The organism is Nocardia sp. NPDC004604 (assembly GCF_040609795.1).
In the GTDB taxonomy this organism is placed as follows: Bacteria; Actinomycetota; Actinomycetes; order Mycobacteriales; family Mycobacteriaceae; genus Nocardia.
This window is the reverse complement of sequence record NZ_JBEXLC010000030.1, coordinates 35,735-55,472: the sequence shown is the minus strand read 5'-3', so window position 1 is coordinate 55,472 and position 19,738 is coordinate 35,735. Positions and strand designations below refer to the sequence as shown.

The window sequence follows — 19,738 nt, the reverse complement described above, 5'->3', positions numbered from 1 at the left end:
AACTTCAGGAGGATGTTGTGAGCAACAAAGTCGTCATCGTGGGCGGGACCTCTGGAATCGGCCTGGCGACCGCTCGCCGACTGGCCAAGAACGGCGCGCAAGTCGTCATCGCCGGACGCAACGAGGAACGACTCACCGCCGCGCTGGCGGAACTGGGCCCCGAGGTCACCGGCAAGGTGGTGGACGCACGGAACGAAAGTGAACTGGCCCAACTGTTTTCGGAGGTCGGCCCGGTCGACCATGTCGTGGTGACGGTCACCGGACCGTCCGGCACGACCCCGTTCCGCGAACTCCGCCTGGATCACCTGCAGACCCATGTCTCCGGCAAACTGCTGCCGCATATCGCCACGATTCAGGCGGCACTGCCGCAGCTGGCACCCGGCGCCTCCATCACGCTGGTCTCCGCGGCATCCGCGGGCGGTTCGATGCCGACCACCGCGGCACTGGCCGCCGTCAATGCGGGCGTCGAGGCCATCGTCCCGGTGCTCGCGGTCGAACTGGCGCCGGTACGGGTGAATGCCGTCTCACCGGGCGTGATCGATACCGAATGGTGGAACTTCCTGCCCGAAGACGCCCGCGCCGAGGTGTTCGCCGGAATCGCGGCGCAGACCCCGGTCGGCCGGATCGGCAGCGCCGACGATATCGCCCAGGCCATCGAATTCCTGGTCACCAATGGCTTCACCACCGGCATCGTGGTCCGCGTCGACGGCGGCGCGCGCCTGGGCTCGCCCCAGTGATCAATAGTCCCTGGCGAACGCGTGAAGTGTGAAAGCTATCCGATTCGTCGGAAATAAACCGCCCCACGGCTTTTCGTCACGACACCTGCCCGCCCACCAGTACCCAGGGTGGCCCGCAGGTGTGCGGCGACGAAAAGCCGTGTGCGGTCGATCAGTAAGCGATGAACAGGATCTGGTCGCGGGAGTATTCGTGTCCCGGGTGCTTCTCGGCCAGATGCGCCTGCGTCTTCGCAACCAGGTCGTCCTCGTCCGTCCCGACGATCTGTTCGCCACAGGGACAGTTCAGATTTCGCTTCATCAGCGGTCCTTCCTTCTCGGCAGCCAGTCTAGGCACGCCGTCGGTCTGCGTGACCGGACGGGGCGTCATCGCACTCGGGTCTCCCTTCGACGGATCGAGTTCGCACTACGCGCGGCGCCCAGCCCGCAATTAATCGCCTCACGCTTGTCGAAGCTGCGCTGGATCGGCTTCGACAACAGCCACAGCACCAGCCCGGCCTGCTTCTTCGGCCGCGCCAACTCCGATTCGGTCGCATGCCGAACCACCCGCGGCTGCTGCATCGCCGACTTGTCGCGGGCCGCACGGGATCTGAGCGGTTAGCACAGACGGTGCGGTCTGGTGTCGGTGCGAGGTGTGGTCAGCTGGCGCGTTCTCGGGCGTGCAGCCAAAGTGGCATATCGTCGACGTCTTCACCGTCTTCGGCTTTGACCCACCAGCCGGTGTCGTCGAGGTAGTGCTCGAACCACTGCGCCAGGCTCGTGGTATCGATGAACCAGGCAGCGTCCGGATCACCCAGGTTGGGCTCGAACAACAGCACCGTGCCCTCATCGCTGCGGCAGTCGACGCACGCGTACATGCCGCAGCCCCACGTCAGGATGGGCACGACGCCTTCCGGCCAGGCCCACCCGGAACCCACACCGGAGGCCCGGTTGGTGAGATAGGCCGAGACCACGGTTTCAGCGTCACCGTCGAGCAGCCGGAGCAACTGGTAGCCGGGACCGAAGCCGCCATCTGCGATCTGCTGGTAAACGTTTGCGAGAAGGGGATGGAGTGCGAAGCCGAGCCGAGATTCCGCTTCTGCCAATTCCGTACCGACAATGGGCGCGAGCAGAGAGGAACCCTCGTGGCGGACGCGAGCCGAAATCCGGGCCAGCAACATCGTGTACTCGATCATGCCCACATCATCGGGTATCGCCGTCACCAGCCAGCATCGGCCTCACGACCGGTCAGCACGCTGCGACCACATAGCCGGGTTCGGTCGTCGGTCCGGATCTCTCGCGAGATTCCAGCGCCATCATCGAACCGGTGGCCACCGAAACGTCCTGTGTCACACCAGCCATCCGCGTTGGTTGTGCTCCTGGAATTACAGATCGTCGTCGTCGGGCTCGTCGGGCCTGACAATCTGCTCGCGATTGGGCTTGCGTGTGCCCGGAATAACCGGCCCAGCCGTGACATGGACGTTCTTCACCACGCCGAGCAGCACCGGGAACTGCCATCCCATTCGACAAGAAACGGCGCGGCATTCCACGAGTGGATTCGCCGTGGTTGTCGATCGGCGCTGGGTCCGGTTGTTGCAGTCTGTCACGGTTCGAGAACGGTGAGCAGCCTTGCGCCGCGGTCGTTCAGCCGGTACATGACGGTGCGACCCAGGCGAATCCTGGTCACCATATCGGCATCGCGGAGCACGGAAAGATGAGAGCTGACCGTGCCCAGCGAGACATTTAGTACCGCGGCCAGCTGACTGCTCGTCGCCGGCCGGCCGAGCTCGCGGAGAACGCGGGCGCGGCCAGCACCGAGCAGCACCGACAACGGGTCGTCCGATACCGGGATGCCTACGGGCGCCGCGCCTCCGAGCGCGAAGTAGATGAGGGCATAGCGTGATGGCCGCTGGCAGACCCACCACCCGCCACGGGTCGTACGCGGCACGAACACCAAGCCTTCGTCGCCGACCCACCGGTCCGGCCCCGCCCGGCGATCGAGCACGATCGCGTTGTCGTCGAACCATTCGGGCCCGTCCGTCAGTGTGTCGACCACATGCCGCAACCCGCGTTCGGCGAGCAGGCCTGTGCGATAGGCGATGTCGCGTTCGAGTACCGCGCGCCGTCGCTCCCAGTCGGCCGCGACGAACTTATTCCACCCTGTCTGCAGTACATCCGCGATGCGGGCGCCGAGCCCGTCGATGGCCAGCCACTGAGTGGGCTGCGGCTGTCGGCTCGCGGCAATCGCCTCCGCCGCGACGGACCTGAGGTACTCGTCCGAACACGCCGCCAGCTCGGCCAGCTCATCGGCCAACCGCGTCCGCAATCCGGCCGATGGCGGAGCCACGAGATCAGGAAACTTTCTCGTCGTCGCCAGCAGCGGCAACAATCCCGCGGCTACCACATCCTCGCGTAACCACTCACGATAGGCAGCGTAGTGGCGGGTATGCCATTGCGTCGGATACGGATCCGCAGACCGCCGCTGCAGCGCGATCAGACTGCCGATCGTTTCTGCAAGCGGCGAAATGACGAAGCGACATCGCGACATCGCTCCCGGACTCAAACGGACGACAACCACAGACCCACCTCCCCGGCCGCTCATGGCGACGAAAGTCTTTTTGCGTGGACCACCTGCCCACCACGAACGCGTTGGCGCGTTCAACAACAATTTGTCCACGCCCGGCGCCGCCGCCCGAGATCATTCAGGTGCGAAGTGGGTGCAGCTATGCCTGTGACGTAGTGGTTCAGATCCATTGTCCAATCGGCACCGGCGGCAGTACGTGGAAATCGGGCCGAGCCACCGAGTGCAGATTGTCTGACACCGCATTGCTGCTTACGCAGAACCTCTCTGCTGGGTCGGTCTCTGCGGATTCGCCACAGGACCGCATTTGTATACGGTCACCTTTCTTCGTCTTGGCGCAGTGTCACGCAGAATGACAACGGTACGGGTGGTGCGCGATCCCTAATTACCGGTGAACGCACGAAACTTGTCGTTTCGCGCAGTGTCGATCGAAGGCGGACCGCATCTACAGGCACCCATGCTGTGAACTCGCCACGGGCCCGAGCCGCGGCCCGCTCGACGGTGACGATGTTGGGAGTGCTGCCGGTGAAACACGAAGTCGACCTCATAAGGCGTAACGGCGAACGGTTCCACCTGGACCGACAGCGAGTGCGTCACCCTTCGAAGAACACCATTCGGGGCGACCCTGAACGCTCCTTGGCTTCCCGCGGCAGCACCCATGCGTGGTTGCGATTCTCATCGCAACGATGGCCTCTGGCAGAGGCTTCTACCCCGAGCGACTTTTGTGGATGAGTACCGCAACTGCGCTCGCGCGGTTCGTTGCTGGTGGACCCGTCGGGTCGTGTCGGATCGTGCTGTGGCTGAAATGGATTCGTTAATGGCGAGGGTCGGGGGCGGTTCGCTCGCGCACAGCCGCAGGGGCGGGCGGGTGAGTATGTGTCGGGGCTGGTCGCTGATCGACCAGCTTTGCGTTATCCGGTGCGACGAGACCGGAACAGAGCGAGCGCGCCGAGGACCGTGCTGATCAGCCCCACCACCAACGCAACGTAGGCGCCGCCCAGACCGTTGCCGGTGCCGATGCCGCCCTTGGCGGTGGCTGCGACGAGCACGCCGAGGGCCAGGCTGATCAGTCCCGCTGCCAGGGCCGTGATGGCGGCTTTCGCGCGGTTGCCGATCCGGTCGGCGCGGGCCAGGGTCAGGCCGCCGATGATCGCACCGACCAGCCCTATGAGGGCGGCTGTGCTGGCCCCGATTCGCCCGGCGCTCAGGGTGTAAACGCTGGCGGCGGCCGGTTGGACGGAGGCGTGCGCGACCGCCGGTGTGGCGAGCGACAAGCCTGCGAGGAGGGTGGCCGCGGCGGCACGTCGGAAAGGGATGGACATGAGGTGCTCCTTGTTATCGGTCCAGTGGACGTAGCCTGAGCCTGCCCGTCCGGCCTGCCTCCGGTCGTCGTGCGGATGTCGGCAATTCACGCTGCGCCTGATGCGGTGGTCGACTACCGCGGCCGTGGCAGGAGCGGCAGAAGTACCGCGTATGTGGTAGGCGGCCTTTCGTCTGTCGGTACGAGTCGCCCGCGCGCACATCGGGTTAGGGTGCAGTCATGAGTTGGGGTCGGACCGGCGTCGGAGATCGGGCGGTGGCCGTCGGCGCGATGGCGATCCTGCTCGTCGCCGCGCTGTCCGGGCAGCACTCACCCACGGATCTCGCCCCGCTGGGCTACGCCTTGTTGACAGTCGGTGGTCTGGCGCTGGCCGCATACCGTTGGGCTCCGATCACTGTGCTGGCCGTGACCGGGTTGTGCGTACTCGGTTATCAAGCAATCGGTTTCGATGTCCCCGCTGTCGCGTATCTGTTCGCGGTGTACGGCGCGGTGCGGGCGGGCCACCGGATAGTAGCGGTGGCGGGTTCGGTCATTATGGTGGCGACGCTTCCGCTCGCAATCCTTGCCGCTCACCAGGATCGGCCGGTCGGCGAGGCGTTCAGACAGGGGCGGGATGCTCTCCAACTCGCCTGGCTGATCGCGGCGGGCGCGGCGGGTGAAGCGCTGCGGCAGGCCGAGCGCCGGGCCGATGAGGCCGAGCGCACCCGCGAGGAGACCGCGCGACGTCGCGCCGACGAGGAGCGGTTGCACATCGCACGCGAGCTGCATGATTCGCTCACGCACCAGATTTCGGTCATCAAGGTCCAGTCCGAGGCGGCTGTGCATGTGGCGCACAAGCGGGGCGAAGCGGTGCCGGAGTCGCTGCTGGCGATCCGGGATGCCGGTCGCGAGGCCGCGCGGGAACTACGGACCACACTGGAGGCGCTGCGTGACGACGGGAAGAGCCAGCGGCAAGGGCTCGCTGACGTCCCGGGCCTGGTGGAACGCGCCCGCACAACAGGTTTGGACGTGACGCTGACGATCGACGGACAATGCCAGGATCTGCCGACGGCGCTGGACCGCACCGTCTTCCGCATCGTTCAGGAGTCGCTGACCAATATTGCCCGCCATGCTGCCGCAGCGACGGCATCGGTTCGGATCGACTACCGGCCCGACACTCTGGTCATACAGGTCGATGACGATGGCAAGGCCACTGCGGATACTCCGCCGTTGCCGGGTGTCGGGCTGCTCGGGATGCGTGAACGAGTCACCGCTCTCGGCGGGCACCTGCGGGCGGCTCCGCGCAGCCAGGGCGGCTTCTGCGTACACGCCGAACTTCCCATGGATAGAGCATGATTCGTGTCCTGCTGGTCGATGACCAGCCGCTCATTCGCAGCGGATTCCGCGCACTCCTCGACCTCGAGGACGACATCGTGGTCGTGGCCGAGGCCGCCGACGGCGGCGAAGGCGTGGCGCTGGTCGGCAAGCACCTGCCCGATATCGCGCTCATCGATATTCAAATGCCGATCGTCGATGGTATCGAGGCGACCCGGCGCATTGCCGCGGATCCGGATCTGGCCGGAGTACACGTCGTCATCCTGACCAACTATGGCCTGGACGAATATGTCTTCCACGCGCTGCGCGCCGGTGCGGCCGGATTTCTCGTCAAGGACATCCAGCCGGAAGACTTCCTCCATTCGATACGTGTCGCCGCACGCGGCGATGCCCTACTCGCACCGTCGATCACGCGTCGGCTGATCAACCGGTATGTGGCCCAACCGCTCGACACCGGCACCCGCACAGGGCTGAATGAACTGACCAACCGCGAACGCGAGGCTGTAGTCCTGGTCGCGCACGGTCTGTCCAATGACGAGATCGCCGAGCGTTTGGTCATCAGCCCGCTGACCGCGAAGACGCATATCAACCGGGCCATGACCAAGCTGCACGCCCGCGACCGAGCCCAACTCGTCGTTCTCGCTTACGAATCCGGCCTGGTGGTCCCGCGCAACTCCTGATCTCCCGGCATAGTGCGGCATGGCCATTCGCATCCGCTTATCTACGAATCTATTCGGAATCGTCGACCGACTGCTTCGACCAGCCCTGGCTGGTGATGGCGTAGAAAATTCCCACGAGCAAGTACAGGATCATGGCTACTACGGGCCAGACGAGACCGATCGCTATGCAGACGGCGTAGATGAGGATGCCCGGGTAGGCGCGGGTGGCTTCGCGGCGGGCGAAGGCGGCGTCGAAGCCGGGTTGGAAGAGTTCGGGCCGGTGGACGAGGCGCCACCACATGGGCGCCCAGGGGATGGTCATGATGACACCGGCAATGCCGTAGATGGCGGCGGCCACGGCGGCGTCGCGTTGTTCGCCGTGCACTACATATTCGGCGAGAAGTCCGGTGGGGAACGGCAATATGGAGACGCCGAGCAGCAGCATCAGGTTCCACCAGCGGATTACGTGGTCGAGGTGGCGCAGGCGGCCGAAGAACGAGTGATGGTTCAACCAGATGATGCCGATGGTCAGGAATGACGCCAGGTAGGCCACGTAGGACGGCCAGATATGGCCGAGTGCTTCGGGCAGCCGGCCCGGCTCGTGGTCGGGTACCCGAATCTCCAGGATCAGCAAGGTGATTGCGATGGCCATCACGCCATCGCTGAACGCCTCTATCCGGGCGGTACCCGATAGTTGCGCGTTCGGGATCCGCCCGTCGTCGACCATGAGTGCAGGGTAACGCCCCGGGCGCTACCCGTGCTCCGACTATCGCTGTGGGCGTAGCGCCGTCATGGATCGGGCGCTACGCGTTCTCAGTTCCCTTGCTCCGGCTGCGGATACGCCCCGGGCGCACTGCCGTCGGAACGGCTGAACACGGGACGGAAATCCGCGCCGACGGTCTCGGCTTGTACCGACGATTCCGTCGACAGGACGTCGTGACTGAACAGCCCGGGCGATCGCCCATCTTCCGTACTCATCTCACGAGCCTCCCTCTGATCGGCGAACAATGGCGCATCCTGGCTTGTTGCTCAGGAGTCCGCCCGAGTCAACGGTACCGTCACAATGGCGTGACGTACGCGCCGGAGATGCCGCCGTCCACCAGGAACTGCGATGCGGTGATGAACGAGGAGTCGTCGCTGGCCAGAAATGCCACGGCGGCGGCGATCTCCTCCGGCTCGGCGAACCGGCCGACCGGGATGTGCACCAGGCGGCGCGCGGCACGTTCGGGATCCTTGGCGAACAATTCCTGCAGTAGCGGGGTGTTCACCGGTCCAGGGCACAGCGCATTGACCCGAATTCCGTTGCGGGCGAACTGCACTCCGAGTTCCCGGCTCATCGACAGCACACCGCCCTTGGACGCGGTGTAGGAGATCTGCGAGGTCGCGGCCCCCATGACGGCGACGAAGGACGCGGTATTGATCACCGAGCCCTTCCCACGCTCGAGCATGTGCTCGATGGCGTACTTGCTGCACAGATACACCGAGGTCAGATTGACCTCCTGCACCCGGCGCCAGGCCTCGATGCCGGTGGTGAGAATCGAATCGTCTTCCGGCGGTGAGATTCCCGCGTTATTGAAGGCGATATCGAGTCCGCCATAGGTGTCGACGGCGGTCTGGAACAGGTCCCGCACCTGGGCCTCGTCGGTGACGTCGACCTTCACGAACAGCCCGCCCACCTCGGTGGCCGCGGCCTGTCCCGCGGCGGTGTCGATATCGGCGACGACCACCTTGGCACCCTCGGCGGCGAATCGGCGCACGGTGGCGAGGCCGATACCGCTCCCGCCACCGGTGACCACCGCGACTCGATCCTGTAAGCGCTGCAACACATCTCCTTAATTAGGTGGCGATGAAGACGTTCTTGGTCTCGGTAAAGGCCAGTGCCGCATCGGGTCCCAGTTCGCGCCCGAGCCCGGACTGTTTGAATCCGCCGAACGGCGTCCAATACCGCACCGAGGAATGCGAATTCACCGACAGGTTCCCGGCTTCGACGCCGCGCGACACCCGCAGTGCGCGGCCCACGTCATTGGTCCAGATGGAGCCGGACAGGCCGTATTCGGTGTCATTGGCGATGCGGATCGCATCGGCCTCGTCCTCGAACGCGACCACCGCGACCACCGGACCGAAGACCTCCTCGGTGAGCAGTCGATCCGAGGGCGCATCGGGCAGCACAACCGTCGGCGGATACCAGAATCCGGGCCCATCGGGTTGGGTTCCGGTGAATGCGACCTTGGTCGACGGCTCGATGAACGAGGCGACCCTGGCACGGTGCGACGCCGAGATCAATGGCCCCATTTCGGTGGCCTCGTCCGCCGGATCGCCGACCCGCACCCCACGCACCGCCGGTTCCAGCAATTCCAGGAATCGGTCGAAGACGCTGCGCTGCACCAGGATTCGCGACCGCGCACAGCAGTCTTGTCCGGCATTGTCGAAGACACCATAGGGCGCGGTCGCCGCCGCCCGCTCCAGATCGGCATCGGCGAATACGATATTCGCGCTCTTACCGCCCAGTTCGAGCGTCACCCGCTTCACCTGCCGTGCACATCCGGCCATGATCTCCTTGCCCACCTCGGTGGACCCGGTGAACACCACCTTGCGCACGGCGGGATGGGTGACGAACCGCTGCCCGACCACCGACCCCTTACCGGGCAGAACCTGGAAAACGCCTTCCGGCACACCGGCTTCCAGCGCGAGCTCGCCCAGCCGGATCGCGGTGAGCGGGGTCAGCTCGGCGGGCTTGAGCACGACCGTATTCCCCGCGGCCAGCGCGGGTCCGAAGCCCCATGCCGCGATCGGCATCGGGAAGTTCCACGGCACGATCACCCCGACCACGCCGAGCGGTTCGTGGAAGGTGATATCCACCCCGCCCGCGACCGGAATCTGGTTGCCCAGCAGGCGTTCCGGGATTCCGGCGGCGAAATGCAGCACATCGCGGACATTGCCCGCCTCCCAGCGCGCGTTTCCGACGGTGTGCCCGGCGTTGGCGACCTCCAACTGCGCCAGCTGCTCGAGATTCGCATCGACGGCCTCGGCGAATCGGCGCAGCAACCGGGCCCGATCACCCGGCGCGACCTCGCGCCAACCGACCGCGGCCCGCTGCGCGCGCTCGATGGCCGCATCGGCCTCGTCCGCACCGACGAGTTCGAGCGTGCTGACGACCTGCTCGGTCGCCGGGTTGACCACCTGCGTTGTCGTCACGAATTCCGCTCCCTTCGATAGGTTGCCGCTGCCTCGACCAGTGCCCCCATCAGGCGGATATCGGTGCCGTCCGCCTCCGGATGCCACTGCACACCCACCAGGAACGAACCGTCCGTCGTCTCCGCCGCCTCGATGGTGCCGTCCGGCGCGTGCGCGGTCGCGACCAGGTCCTCGGCCAGGATGGCGACGGCCTGGTGATGGTGACAGCTCGCCTGCACATCCGGTCCGGCAATGGCGGCGACCCGGCTGCCCGGCACGGTCGACACCTTGATCGTGTGGAAGCCGTCGGGCGTACCGGAATGGTCGTCGTTGCCGAGCAGATCCGGCAGGTGCTGTATCAGGGTGCCGCCGAATGCGACATTCACCAATTGCAGACCGCGGCAGATCGCGAGGATCGGCAGACCCGCGGCACGCGCCAGCGCGAACAAACCGAATTCGGATTCGTCACGATCGGCTTTGAGCGGGCCGAGCGCGGCATCGGGTGGCGCACCATAGCGCGCCGGATCGATATCGGCGCCGCCGGTCAGCACCAATCCATCGAGCCGTTCCACCAGCTCTGGGCGTGCCACTCCGGCGGGTGGCAGCAGCACCGGAATACCACCCGCGCGCTCGACCATCCGCACGTAGCTGTGCGCGAGCACCGCGCTCTCCACATTCCAGGTGCCGAACCGAGCCTGCTCCACGTAGGTCGGCAGGCCGATGACCGGACGGATCTCCTCAGAGCCGTTCGAAACCACGGATTCGCTCCCAATCGGTGACCGCGGCGTCGAAGGCGTCCAGCTCGACCTGTGCCGCATTCCGATAGTGGTCCACCACGTCGTCGCCGAACGCTGTTCGTGCCACCTTGCTCTCGCCGAACAATTGCGCCGCTTCCCGCAGGGTACGCGGCACCCGCGGACGCTGGGACAGGTAGGCGTTGCCATGGAACTCCGGCTCGAGCGGAAGCCCGTGCTCGATCCCGTGCAGTCCGGCCGCAATGGTGGCGGCCACCGCCAGGTACGGATTCACATCACCGCCCGGAATCCGGTTCTCCATCCGCAGCGACTGCCCCTCACCGACCACCCGCAGCGCACAGGTCCGGTTATCGCGTCCCCAGGCCAAGGCGGTGGGCGCAAAGCTGCCGGGCACGAAGCGCTTATAGGAGTTGATATTCGGCGCGAGCAGATAGGTGAACTCGCGCAGGCAATCCAGCTGTCCCGCGAGGAAATGCCGCATGAGCGCAGAGGTTCCGTGCGGACCGTCACCGGCGAAGACCGCCGACCCTGAATCGGCGCGCAGACTCAAATGGATGTGACACGAATTGCCTTCGCGCTCATTGTATTTCGCCATGAAGCTGAGACTGTGCCCATCCTGGGCGGCGATCTCCTTGGCACCGTTCTTATAGATGCTGTGGTTGTCACAGGTCACCAGTGCCTCGTCATAGCGGAACGCGATTTCGTGCTGCCCGGGATTGCATTCCCCCTTGGCGGACTCGACATACATGCCCGCACCGGCCATTTCATTGCGAATGCGGCGCAGCAGGGGTTCTATCCGGGCGGTTCCCAACATCGAATAGTCGACGTTGTACTGGTTAGCGGGCCGCAGGTCGCGATAGCCGGAATTCCACGCGTCCTCGTAGCTGTCGTCGAAGACCAGGAACTCGAGTTCAGTGCCGACATAGGCCCGCAGCCCGCGCTCGGCCAGTCGCTCCAACTGTGCCCGCAATATCTGTCGCGGCGATACCGTGACCGGCTTGTTCGCCGGTTCCACCTGCTCGACATCACACAGCACGAGCGCGGTACCCGGCTGCCACGGCACCAGCCGCAAGGTACTCAGATCCGGGCGCAAGACGAAGTCGCCGTATCCGGTGTCCCATGACGAGATCGCATAGCCGTCGACCGTCGCCATATCGACATCGACGGCGAGCAGATAGTTGCACGCCTCGGTTGCGTGGCCGACCACCTCTTCCAGGAAAAACCTTGCCGCACAACGCTTTCCCTGCAATCGCCCCTGCATATCGGTCATCGCGACCAGCACCGTGTCGATCTGCCCCGCCTCGACGAGCCCGCGCAACTGCACCAGCTCCAGCATCCCCGTACGCATCATGGACCCCTCTCGGCAGCAACCGTGCCAACGCTAGAGCAAAACGGACGACTGTGTGCTGGGACACACAAAACCCGATGGTCGGTTGGTGTTGCATGGCCTGGTGGTGGACGTGCCGTTCGACCCGCGCACCATCCGGTGCCGACACCACCGCGGCGGCGGGCAGTGCTGTTCGGGTCGGCGCAGCCGGGTTGGCAATGGGCGGTGGCGGCCCGGCCCGCGCTCGCATTCGGACTGCCCGCGCTGATCGTGCTCGTGGCGGGGCACCAGCAGCGGGCGATGATCGTCGCGCTCGGGTAGTGCGGCGGCCGGGAAACTGATCGAGACCCCCGCGTACGAAGCCACCGGCTATGACCTGCGCAATGAGTCCAGTTCATGCGAACTGGCTCACGACAGCAGCGCGGCACCGTCTCTAGGGTCGGTGGATGGATCCGAAACTCGCCGATGACCTCGCCGACCTGCCCGCACTGCTCGACGAGACGCGTCACACGGCGGCACAGGTGTTGACGGGGCTGAACGACCGGCCCGTGGCACGGCCCAGCGATGGCGGCGGTGTGGGCAGCGCGGTTCCGGAGCTCGGGGTCGGACTGCGGGGCGCACTGCGGGAGTTCCAGCAGCGGTGGGAGCCGCGGCTCTCGGGTAGCGCGGGGCCGCGGTATCTCGGATTCGTCACCGGCGGAACAACTCCCGCGTCGATCGCGGGTGACTGGCTGACCAGTGTGTTCGACCAGAACAGCTTCACCACCGTCGATTCGGGAGCGTCGGCACTCGAACAGGAGACCGTGGGTTGGCTGGGTCAGCTGTTCGGGCTGACCGAGCACACGGGGGCCTTCGTCTCCGGTGCCACCATGTCGAATTTCGTCGGATTGGCGACAGCCCGTGAGTGGTTGGGCGAACGCATGGGGATTTCGGTGGCGCAGGCCGGTGTCGGCGCGCTCGGGCCGATATACGTTTTATCCGGTGCGCCACATGCGAGCATCTACAAGGGACTCGCCATGCTCGGCATCGGTCGCGACCAATTACGGCTGATACCAACGCAATCGGGACGCGAGGCGGTTGATATCGGGCGGCTCGCCGCCGCGTTGGACGCACTCGACGGCCATCCGTCGATCGTGGTGGCCAACGCGGGCACCGTGAATACGGTGGATTTCGACGATCTTCGAGCGATCGCGGAGCTGAAACAGCGCTACCCCTTCTGGCTGCACGTCGACGGGGCCTTCGGCGCCTACGCCGCACTCGCACCCGAATACGCGCATTTGGTCGACGGGCTGGCGGCAGCCGATTCGGTCTGCGTCGACCTGCACAAATGGTTGAATGTGCCCTACGACGCGGCAGTGCAATTCACCCGACGCCGCGACCTACAGGTCCAAGTCTTCCAGAACACCGCCGCCTACCTCGGAATACCCACCGGCACACCGGATTTCGTACATCTGGTCCCGGAAAGTTCGCGCCGACTGCGAGCGCTGACAGCCTGGTTCACCCTGACCGCCTACGGCAGAGCAGGCCATCGAGACATCGTCCAACGCAACGTCGCCGCGGCCCATCACCTCGGCGAACGCCTCACCGCCAGCGGTCTCCTACGACTCCTCGCACCAGTCCGCCTCAACGTCGTCTGCTTCACCCTCGCCGACCGCCCCACCACCGAACGCGTGCAAGCACTCACCCGCGCCATCACGGAAAGCGGCGAAACCTTCCTCACCCCAACCATTTACGACGGAAAACCCGCCCTGCGCGCCGCCTTCAGCAACTGGCGCACCACCGACACCGACCTGGACCGCATCTATGACGCGATCATCGCCGCCTGTATCGGCCTCGACAAAGCAGACGATTAGCTGACGTGCCGGGCCTGAGGGCGGAATACTTCCGCCCAATACTCATGACGAATTGCGTCCCAAAGCCGCGACAGCTCCGGAACTCGCGCACCTGCGCCAGGTGCCCATGGAAATGGCAGGCGTTGTAGCGCCGGACCTCTTCGTCAGGCAGGTTCGATGCCATAACGAGTGCCGCGTCCAGATAACTCCTGCCATATCGCCCCCTGGGGCCAGGGGGCGGTCGAAGGTAGTCGAATGGTGGTCACCCAGGCCGCATCGACCGCCTTACGACTACGCTCGGCGAGCAGCCGAAGTGGTAGCGCAGCAATCTATCTGGACGGGGCACTAGACCTGGCAAATGCTTCGAAGCCATCCTCAGTGTCCATCGGATCGAACCGAACGCGCGGACTGTCGCCCATTGATCTCCACCGCCGTCGCCCCGCGTCGACGCGCTTCTCCGATCGCTCGGGCCGCGTGCCGGGCGGCGCGCTCGATCATTGCGATTCAGGAGCCGGGCACGAACCCGTGCGGTCCGGTGATCAGGAACATGTTGGGGGAACTTTGGCACCGAAACACCCTGGTACGCCTGAAAATGCTGGCGCTCCCAGAAGCGACTTCGATGGCGGATTCCACCGATCGATCCGACTGGAACGACCAACCCCTATCGCCCCCTATCGGCGGTCATACACAACGGCTACAACTCGCGCACAGCATCATTGGCCAGAATTCGGCACGCGCGTGCTGATCTGCATGATCAGTCAACGGCTAACGGCGGCCAGTACTTTCGCATACCTCGGGCAACCCGGCAGCAGCGGCCGAGGTCCGAAATTCGGCCGCGCGATCGGTGGCAGGGTGACCGGGCATGAAGACGATCCTGATTACCGGGGCCACCTCAGGCATCGGTCTCGAGGCCGCGCAACAGCTTGCGGCAGGGGGCGATCGGCTGGTGTTGGTCGGCCGGAATCCGCAGAAGCTCACCGACAGTGCGGAATTGGTGCGGGCCGCGGGAGCAGGTGCGGTCGACACCTTGGCATGCGATATTGCATCGCAGTCGTCGGTGCGCCGGCTCGCCAAGGCCATCGAGGCCGCCTACGACCGCATCGATGTGCTGGCCAATAATGCGGGCGGCTATCACCAGACGCGCACCGAAACCGCGGACGGTATCGAGGCGACCTTCGCAACCAACCATCTCGGCGGCTTTCTGCTCACCGAACTGCTCACCGATCTGCTGATCAGCAGCGCTCCGGCGCGCATTCTGTTCACCTCGTCGGTAATGCACTACGGCGCAACACTCGACTTCGACGATCTCGGATTCCGTGCGGGCTATTCGGGCGAAAAGGCCTACAGCCGATCCAAACTGGCCAATGTCCTCTATGTCCGTGCGCTGGCACGCCGTTTCGACGGCACCGGGGTGACGGTCAATGCCTTTCATCCCGGCGCGGTGTCGACCGGCATCTGGAATTCACTGCCGTGGTTCGGACAACCGGTGGTCTCACTCGCCAAACGTATGTTCTTCATCTCCGCGGCCGAGGGTGCCGCCGCGCTTACCTACCTGGCGACGGATCCGAGCGTCGCCGAGGTCACCGGAGCCTATTTCCGCAAGACCCGCGAGCGCGAACCGTCGCGCCTGGCCCGCGACGACCGGATCGGGCAGCGATTGTGCGCGGTGAGCGCGTCTTTGGTCGGGCTGCCCGGGTAGCAACCACGCAATCTACGACAGCGCCGTCGAACTCCTGGCAACACAAGGAAATACCCGCGACACAGAAAGCAGGGGTAATGCTGCGCACGCGTTTCGAGTCCATCGGCTCGTACACACCATCAACCGTCCGTTCCACCGAGGAGATCGTCTCCGGACTGACCGTCCCCAGATCCCTTGACCTGGAAAGGATTACCGGGATCAAGAATCGGCGGGTCTACGATTCCAGCGACGAGGGCTACGAATCCTCCTTCGATCTTGCCCTGCGCGCCATCGAAGACTGCCTGGCGCATTCCGATTACGCGGCCGCGGATATCGACGTCGTCATCTCGGCCTCCATTACCCGTACCCGCGGTAAGGAAATCTTCTGCTATGCACCGTCATTCGCGGTCATGCTCGGCAAGGAGATCGGTACGACCAAGGCCCGCCATTTCGATGTCTCGAATGCCTGCGCGGGCATGATGACCGGCGTGCTGGTGCTGGATCGGATGATCAAGGCCGGTGTGGTGCGCAACGGGCTGGTGGTCAGCGGCGAACAGATCACCCCGATCGCCGAGACGGCGGCCCGCGAGATCAGCAAGCCCTACGATCCGCAATTCGCGGCGCTGACCGTCGGCGATGCCGCGGTCGCGGTGGTGCTCGACGATCGCGGCGACGATGACGACGAGATCCACTACGTCGAGTTGATGACCTCCGCCGACGGCGCCGAACACTGCATCGGCATGCCGAGCGACCGATCCTCGGGAATTGCGCTCTACACCGATAACCGCGCCATGCAGAACGAGGGCCGCTACCTCCAGGGCATCAGCCGCATCGCCACCTTCCTGGAGGAGACCGGACGCAACTGGGCGGGCGAGAAATACGACTACTGGATCCACCACCAATTCAGCGCACCCGCCATCGAATACATCGCGCACCTGACCGAACGGCACTTCGACACCCCCATGCCGCAATCGCTCACTGTGCTGCACGAATTCGGCAATACCGCGTCGACCTCGCATTTCGTCGTCCTACATGAATATCTCGCGCAACAGAAGATCCCCAAGGGGTCCAAGGTGCTGATGATTCCCGAGGCCTCCGGCATCGTCTCCGGACACCTCGCCGCGACCATCTCCCGTCTGGAGGCCTGAACCATGCCGACCACCATTCTCGCGGCCGCCATCAATGCCGATCTCGATACCAGCAGCTACTTCGAACTCGCGGCCCGCGCGGCCACCGCCTGCCTGGAACAGGCGGGCATCGCCGCGGAACAGGTCGGAATGCTGATCAACGCCGGGGTCTTCCGTGATCAGAACATCTCCGAACCCGCGGTATCGGCGCTCATCCAGAAGCGCGTCGGCATCGGCCTCGAATACGCCCCCGGCCGGGTGCCCGCCTTCTCCTTCGATCTGATGAACGGCGCGAGCGGACTGCTGCACGCGATCACCACCGCCGACTGCTTCCTGACCACCGGCGAAGTCGAGTACGCGCTGCTCGTGGCCGGGGACACCCACCCGTCGACCGAACGTCATGTCGACGGATTCCCCTACAGCACAAGCGGTGCCGCGATTCTGCTCGGAAGCTCCGGCCCCGCGGGCGGATTCGGCCCGCTGCACGGCACCGACACCGCAGGCCCCGCCGAACCGACCGCATGGGTGGCGATGGGCGAGGCGGGAGCGAACGGTCGACGGGCCATGAGCACCCAGCGCGGTAATGACGACCCGGTGGAATTGGCCGCCATTGTCGTGCGCGATTGCCTCACGGCCGCAGGGCTCGATGCCGCCGATATCGCCACAGGGCGCGCCATTCTGCTCGCACCCACCTGGACCCTCGCCTTCCGTACTCGGCTGGCCGACGCACTCGGCTTCACACCGGAGTCGATCGTCGGCGTCGATCCTTCCGTCGACAATCCGTATTCCGCGGCTCCGGTGCACGCGTACCTGTGCGCGCGCAATAGGGGCGTACTCGCCGGGGCACACACGGTGCTGTTCCTGGCCGCCGACGACACCTCGGCCGCCTGCCTCGCCTACCACCAGCACGCTCTGACGCTCGTCGGGAGTTGATGACACGAAAAGCATTGAAACAACTCATATTACGAAGTAATAACCCGTTGTCGTGACAGGATCGGACCGGCGAATTACCCTGGCTTCACCGGCTGGATCTTCGGGCGCGTCGCCGCGCCCTTCCCGCTGCGACGATGCCGCATCCTCAGTGCACCCGAACTGCTCGTTTTTGGTGCTCTCCCACAGTCGGGCACACCACCTCGACGAAGGGCTCCGAGTATGCGTCAGCCTGTCCTACCGCACCGCGCACCCCTGGCGCAGCACGAGCCCCTTTCCCATCGCGAGCACTGGGCCGACTTCGCCAAATCCCGGGTCGGTCAGGCCATGGCCGTGCTCGGGACCGCGAGTACGGTCGGCTTGGTCGCCGAACTGCTCGATGCCGATGCGGACGCGGTTGCGGCGGTGGTCCAGCAGCTCACCGACACCACGGGGGCGCGCTTCGAGCATCCGGAGTTCGGCGAGCGGATCCTGCGCAGCACTCCCGGGGAGGTCCGGCAGAAGTTGCACAGCCGGGCCGCGCAACTTCTGCACCACCGTGGTTTTCCGGCGTGCACCATTGCCGACCACCTGGTCGAGGCCGGTGCCGCCGGATACCCGTGGGCGGTTGAGGTACTGCTGGGCGCCGCCGAGGATGCGATGACCAATGACCAGATCGATCTGGCCGTCGATCGGCTGGAATTGGCCTATCGCGCGACCCGCGACGCGGGCGAGCGTGCATCGATCGCGATTCGGCTCGTCTGTCTCGAATGGCGGATCAACCCATCGACCCGCTCGCGCCAGTTCATCCGGTTGAAGGCGGCGCTGCGCGCGGGCCGGGTGCCGCACCGCGAATTGCCCGCCGCCATCATGTATCTGCTCTGGCACGGGCAGGTACAGCAGGCCGATCACGCACTCGGCCAGCTGCACAGCGACAATCCCGACGAGGCGGCCCCCGAGGTCGACTTCCTGCGTGCCTGGCTGCGGTACTCCTATCCCCCGCATGTGCCACGCCATCCGCGATTGTTCGCGGCTCCCGCGCGGCCGCCGCGGGTGCGCACCGATCAGCACTCGCCGCATCGGCACGGCGCCGATCTGCTGTCCGGCCTGTTCACCCATCCACTCGCCGAAATCGCCACGCTCGCACAGCGTTTGCTCACCAGCCACCGCCTCACCTCGACCACCATCGAAACCCTGGTCGCTGCGGTGCACTGCCTCATCTACAGCAATCGGCTCGACACCGCGGCGGCCTGGTGCGGATCACTGCTGGCCGAGGCCGAGGCCCGCCGCGCACCGACCTGGCAATCGATCTTCGCTGGCCTGCGCGCGGAAACCATGTTGCGCAAGGGCAATATTCGCGACGCGACCACCGATGCTGCGCTCGCCCTCAATTACGTACCAGCCGAACACCTCGGCCTCTGGATCGGCACGCCGATCGCCGCGATGGTGCATGCACTGACCGCATCCGGCCGCCATACCGAGGCCGCGGCACAGCTGAAAAGACCCTTGCCACGAACCATTTTCGACTCACGCTTCGGCCTACCGTATCTGCACGCGCAAGGCCATCATCACCTCGCCGTCGGACGGCCCGACGAGGCGCTGCGCAGTTTCCGCCGCTGCGGCTATCTCATGGACCGATGGAATATGGACTTCCCATGGCTGATGCCGTGGCGCAATGACATTGCCGCCGCCCATCTCGCACTCAGCGAGCATCGTCAGGCGCGCGAGTTCGCGACCAGACATCTGGAGCTGCTCGGCGCCGCCGATCGGCACCGCTCCGGTGGTGTCTCGCTGCGGCTGCTCGCCGCCACCGGCGATCGCCATCAGGGCTTCCGATTACTTCGCGAGTCCGCCGTCATCGCCCGTACCGGCGGGGACGACGTCGAATTGGCCACGGTCCTCGGCGAACTCGGCCGGGCGCATCGCGCCGTCGGCGATCACGACCGATCCCGCGCGCTGCTGCGCGATGCCGCGCGCATTGCCGAAGCCTGCGGCGCCGAGGTGCTGCTGCGCGATCTGCTCGACGGCAAACCGCAAACGGCCACGCAACCGACCCAACCCATGCCCGCACTCGCTCCGATCCCGGGTGGGCTCGCGACCCTGAGCCCCGCCGAGCGCCGCGTCGCGGAGCTGGCCGCCCGCGGCAAGGCCAATCGCGAGATCGCCGCCAAACTAGCCATCACGACCAGCACCGTCGAACAACACCTCACCCGTGCCTACCGAAAACTCGGTGTCGCCCGACGCGGCGAGCTGTCCTTCGTCCTCCCGACCGGCCGCACCGGATCGACCGATAACATCGTCTCAGCCACTGGCTAGCATTCCCATTCACAGCATTCGAGGCCAGCACA

21 protein-coding genes are annotated in these 19,738 nt (G+C 65.5%); 9 read left to right on the top strand and 12 right to left on the bottom strand.

Translation table 11 applies throughout. The annotated features are described in order from the left end of the window. Positions 1 to 17 precede the first annotated feature (17 nt). Positions 18 to 737, top strand: a complete 720-nt coding sequence (locus ABZW16_RS13965; protein WP_354955679.1) for an SDR family oxidoreductase — start codon at positions 18 to 20, stop codon at positions 735 to 737. Between the two features lie 151 nt (positions 738 to 888). Here the strand turns inward: ABZW16_RS13965 and ABZW16_RS13960 are convergent, their stop codons facing one another. The 6 genes from ABZW16_RS13960 to ABZW16_RS13935 all read right to left on the bottom strand — a co-directional run bounded on the left by ABZW16_RS13960 (position 889) and on the right by ABZW16_RS13935 (position 4,616). Next, positions 889 to 1,035 carry a DUF1059 domain-containing protein gene (locus tag ABZW16_RS13960; RefSeq protein ID WP_354955709.1) on the bottom strand — a complete coding sequence of 49 codons (147 nt, stop codon included), beginning with the start codon at positions 1,033 to 1,035 and terminating at the stop codon, positions 889 to 891. 65 nt (positions 1,036 to 1,100) lie between these two features. Next, positions 1,101 to 1,295: a hypothetical protein gene (locus ABZW16_RS13955; RefSeq protein ID WP_354955678.1), complete on the bottom strand. Its 195-nt coding sequence runs from the start codon at positions 1,293 to 1,295 to the stop codon at positions 1,101 to 1,103. 77 nt (positions 1,296 to 1,372) lie between these two features. After that, complete coding sequence (locus tag ABZW16_RS13950; RefSeq protein ID WP_354955676.1) at positions 1,373 to 1,909, bottom strand: SMI1/KNR4 family protein; 537 nt, start codon at positions 1,907 to 1,909, stop codon at positions 1,373 to 1,375. A gap of 189 nt (positions 1,910 to 2,098) precedes the next feature. Then, positions 2,099 to 2,236, bottom strand: coding sequence for a hypothetical protein (locus ABZW16_RS13945; protein WP_354955674.1), 138 nt, complete (start codon positions 2,234 to 2,236; stop codon positions 2,099 to 2,101). An 80-nt stretch (positions 2,237 to 2,316) separates the two neighbouring features. Beyond that, positions 2,317 to 3,060, bottom strand: a complete 744-nt coding sequence (locus ABZW16_RS13940) for a helix-turn-helix domain-containing protein (protein WP_354955672.1) — start codon at positions 3,058 to 3,060, stop codon at positions 2,317 to 2,319. Between the two features lie 1,145 nt (positions 3,061 to 4,205). Next, positions 4,206 to 4,616: a DUF6223 family protein gene (locus tag ABZW16_RS13935; RefSeq protein ID WP_354955670.1), complete on the bottom strand. Its 411-nt coding sequence runs from the start codon at positions 4,614 to 4,616 to the stop codon at positions 4,206 to 4,208. 218 nt (positions 4,617 to 4,834) lie between these two features. On the opposite strand from ABZW16_RS13935, the gene ABZW16_RS13930 reads away from it, so the two are divergent. Continuing rightward, entirely contained in the window at positions 4,835 to 5,950 is a 1,116-nt protein-coding gene (locus tag ABZW16_RS13930) for a histidine kinase (RefSeq protein WP_354955668.1), read from the top strand. After that, positions 5,947 to 6,609 carry a response regulator transcription factor gene (locus tag ABZW16_RS13925; protein WP_354955666.1) on the top strand — a complete coding sequence of 221 codons (663 nt, stop codon included), beginning with the start codon at positions 5,947 to 5,949 and terminating at the stop codon, positions 6,607 to 6,609. Before ABZW16_RS13930 ends, ABZW16_RS13925 begins: the two co-directional genes overlap by 4 nt. A 49-nt stretch (positions 6,610 to 6,658) precedes the next feature. Here ABZW16_RS13925 and ABZW16_RS13920 read toward each other — a convergent pair whose 3' ends face one another. The 6 genes from ABZW16_RS13920 to ABZW16_RS13895 form a co-directional block, all read right to left on the bottom strand. After that, positions 6,659 to 7,315 carry a TMEM175 family protein gene (locus ABZW16_RS13920; protein ID WP_354955664.1) on the bottom strand — a complete coding sequence of 219 codons (657 nt, stop codon included), beginning with the start codon at positions 7,313 to 7,315 and terminating at the stop codon, positions 6,659 to 6,661. Between the two features lie 86 nt (positions 7,316 to 7,401). After that, the gene (locus ABZW16_RS13915) at positions 7,402 to 7,566 is read right to left on the bottom strand and encodes a hypothetical protein (protein ID WP_354955663.1); all 165 of its coding nucleotides are present in this window, start codon (positions 7,564 to 7,566) and stop codon (positions 7,402 to 7,404) included. 80 nt (positions 7,567 to 7,646) lie between these two features. Continuing rightward, positions 7,647 to 8,414 (bottom strand): 3-oxoacyl-ACP reductase, encoded by a 768-nt coding sequence (locus tag ABZW16_RS13910; protein WP_354955661.1) that lies wholly within the window; start codon positions 8,412 to 8,414, stop codon positions 7,647 to 7,649. A 10-nt stretch (positions 8,415 to 8,424) separates the two neighbouring features. Then, positions 8,425 to 9,783, bottom strand: coding sequence for an aldehyde dehydrogenase family protein (locus ABZW16_RS13905; protein ID WP_354955659.1), 1,359 nt, complete (start codon positions 9,781 to 9,783; stop codon positions 8,425 to 8,427). Next, positions 9,780 to 10,520 carry a gamma-glutamyl-gamma-aminobutyrate hydrolase family protein gene (locus ABZW16_RS13900; protein ID WP_354955657.1) on the bottom strand — a complete coding sequence of 247 codons (741 nt, stop codon included), beginning with the start codon at positions 10,518 to 10,520 and terminating at the stop codon, positions 9,780 to 9,782. Before ABZW16_RS13900 ends, ABZW16_RS13905 begins: the two co-directional genes overlap by 4 nt. Next, on the bottom strand, positions 10,501 to 11,865 hold the full coding sequence (locus ABZW16_RS13895; RefSeq protein WP_354955655.1) for a glutamine synthetase family protein: 1,365 nt from the start codon (positions 11,863 to 11,865) through the stop codon (positions 10,501 to 10,503). The genes ABZW16_RS13900 and ABZW16_RS13895 overlap by 20 nt, the downstream gene beginning before the upstream one ends. A gap of 138 nt (positions 11,866 to 12,003) precedes the next feature. On the opposite strand from ABZW16_RS13895, the gene ABZW16_RS13890 reads away from it, so the two are divergent. The 6 genes from ABZW16_RS13890 to ABZW16_RS13865 all read left to right on the top strand — a co-directional run bounded on the left by ABZW16_RS13890 (position 12,004) and on the right by ABZW16_RS13865 (position 19,706). Next, entirely contained in the window at positions 12,004 to 12,165 is a 162-nt protein-coding gene (locus ABZW16_RS13890; RefSeq protein WP_354955653.1) for a hypothetical protein, read from the top strand. Positions 12,166 to 12,290: 125 nt separating this feature from the next. Further along, entirely contained in the window at positions 12,291 to 13,697 is a 1,407-nt protein-coding gene (locus ABZW16_RS13885; protein ID WP_354955651.1) for a pyridoxal-dependent decarboxylase, read from the top strand. Positions 13,698 to 14,538: 841 nt separating this feature from the next. Continuing rightward, complete coding sequence (locus tag ABZW16_RS13880) at positions 14,539 to 15,375, top strand: SDR family NAD(P)-dependent oxidoreductase (RefSeq protein WP_354955649.1); 837 nt, start codon at positions 14,539 to 14,541, stop codon at positions 15,373 to 15,375. A gap of 77 nt (positions 15,376 to 15,452) precedes the next feature. Then, entirely contained in the window at positions 15,453 to 16,502 is a 1,050-nt protein-coding gene (locus ABZW16_RS13875; protein ID WP_354955647.1) for a 3-oxoacyl-[acyl-carrier-protein] synthase III C-terminal domain-containing protein, read from the top strand. 3 nt (positions 16,503 to 16,505) lie between these two features. Beyond that, positions 16,506 to 17,414 (top strand): hypothetical protein, encoded by a 909-nt coding sequence (locus ABZW16_RS13870; protein ID WP_354955645.1) that lies wholly within the window; start codon positions 16,506 to 16,508, stop codon positions 17,412 to 17,414. A gap of 219 nt (positions 17,415 to 17,633) precedes the next feature. Continuing rightward, a complete protein-coding gene (locus tag ABZW16_RS13865) occupies positions 17,634 to 19,706 on the top strand; it encodes a LuxR C-terminal-related transcriptional regulator (RefSeq protein WP_354955643.1) in 2,073 nt (690 codons plus the stop codon). Positions 19,707 to 19,738 lie beyond the last annotated feature (32 nt).

Excerpts from the sequence above, each read along its gene's own strand:
- ABZW16_RS13960 (WP_354955709.1), bottom strand. The coding sequence starts at position 1,035 with ATGAAGCGAAATCTGAACTGTCCCTGTGGCGAACAGATCGTCGGGACG.
- ABZW16_RS13955 (WP_354955678.1), bottom strand. The coding sequence starts at position 1,295 with ATGCAGCAGCCGCGGGTGGTTCGGCATGCGACCGAATCGGAGTTGGCG.
- ABZW16_RS13950 (WP_354955676.1), bottom strand. The coding sequence starts at position 1,909 with ATGATCGAGTACACGATGTTGCTGGCCCGGATTTCGGCTCGCGTCCGC.
- ABZW16_RS13945 (WP_354955674.1), bottom strand. The coding sequence starts at position 2,236 with ATGGGATGGCAGTTCCCGGTGCTGCTCGGCGTGGTGAAGAACGTCCAT.
- ABZW16_RS13935 (WP_354955670.1), bottom strand. The coding sequence starts at position 4,616 with ATGTCCATCCCTTTCCGACGTGCCGCCGCGGCCACCCTCCTCGCAGGC.
- ABZW16_RS13930 (WP_354955668.1), top strand. The coding sequence starts at position 4,835 with ATGAGTTGGGGTCGGACCGGCGTCGGAGATCGGGCGGTGGCCGTCGGC.
- ABZW16_RS13925 (WP_354955666.1), top strand. The coding sequence starts at position 5,947 with ATGATTCGTGTCCTGCTGGTCGATGACCAGCCGCTCATTCGCAGCGGA.
- ABZW16_RS13920 (WP_354955664.1), bottom strand. The coding sequence starts at position 7,315 with ATGGTCGACGACGGGCGGATCCCGAACGCGCAACTATCGGGTACCGCC.
- ABZW16_RS13915 (WP_354955663.1), bottom strand. The coding sequence starts at position 7,566 with ATGAGTACGGAAGATGGGCGATCGCCCGGGCTGTTCAGTCACGACGTC.
- ABZW16_RS13895 (WP_354955655.1), bottom strand. The coding sequence starts at position 11,865 with ATGCGTACGGGGATGCTGGAGCTGGTGCAGTTGCGCGGGCTCGTCGAG.
- ABZW16_RS13885 (WP_354955651.1), top strand. The coding sequence starts at position 12,291 with ATGGATCCGAAACTCGCCGATGACCTCGCCGACCTGCCCGCACTGCTC.
- ABZW16_RS13880 (WP_354955649.1), top strand. The coding sequence starts at position 14,539 with ATGAAGACGATCCTGATTACCGGGGCCACCTCAGGCATCGGTCTCGAG.
- ABZW16_RS13875 (WP_354955647.1), top strand. The coding sequence starts at position 15,453 with ATGCTGCGCACGCGTTTCGAGTCCATCGGCTCGTACACACCATCAACC.
- ABZW16_RS13870 (WP_354955645.1), top strand. The coding sequence starts at position 16,506 with ATGCCGACCACCATTCTCGCGGCCGCCATCAATGCCGATCTCGATACC.
- ABZW16_RS13865 (WP_354955643.1), top strand. The coding sequence starts at position 17,634 with ATGCGTCAGCCTGTCCTACCGCACCGCGCACCCCTGGCGCAGCACGAG.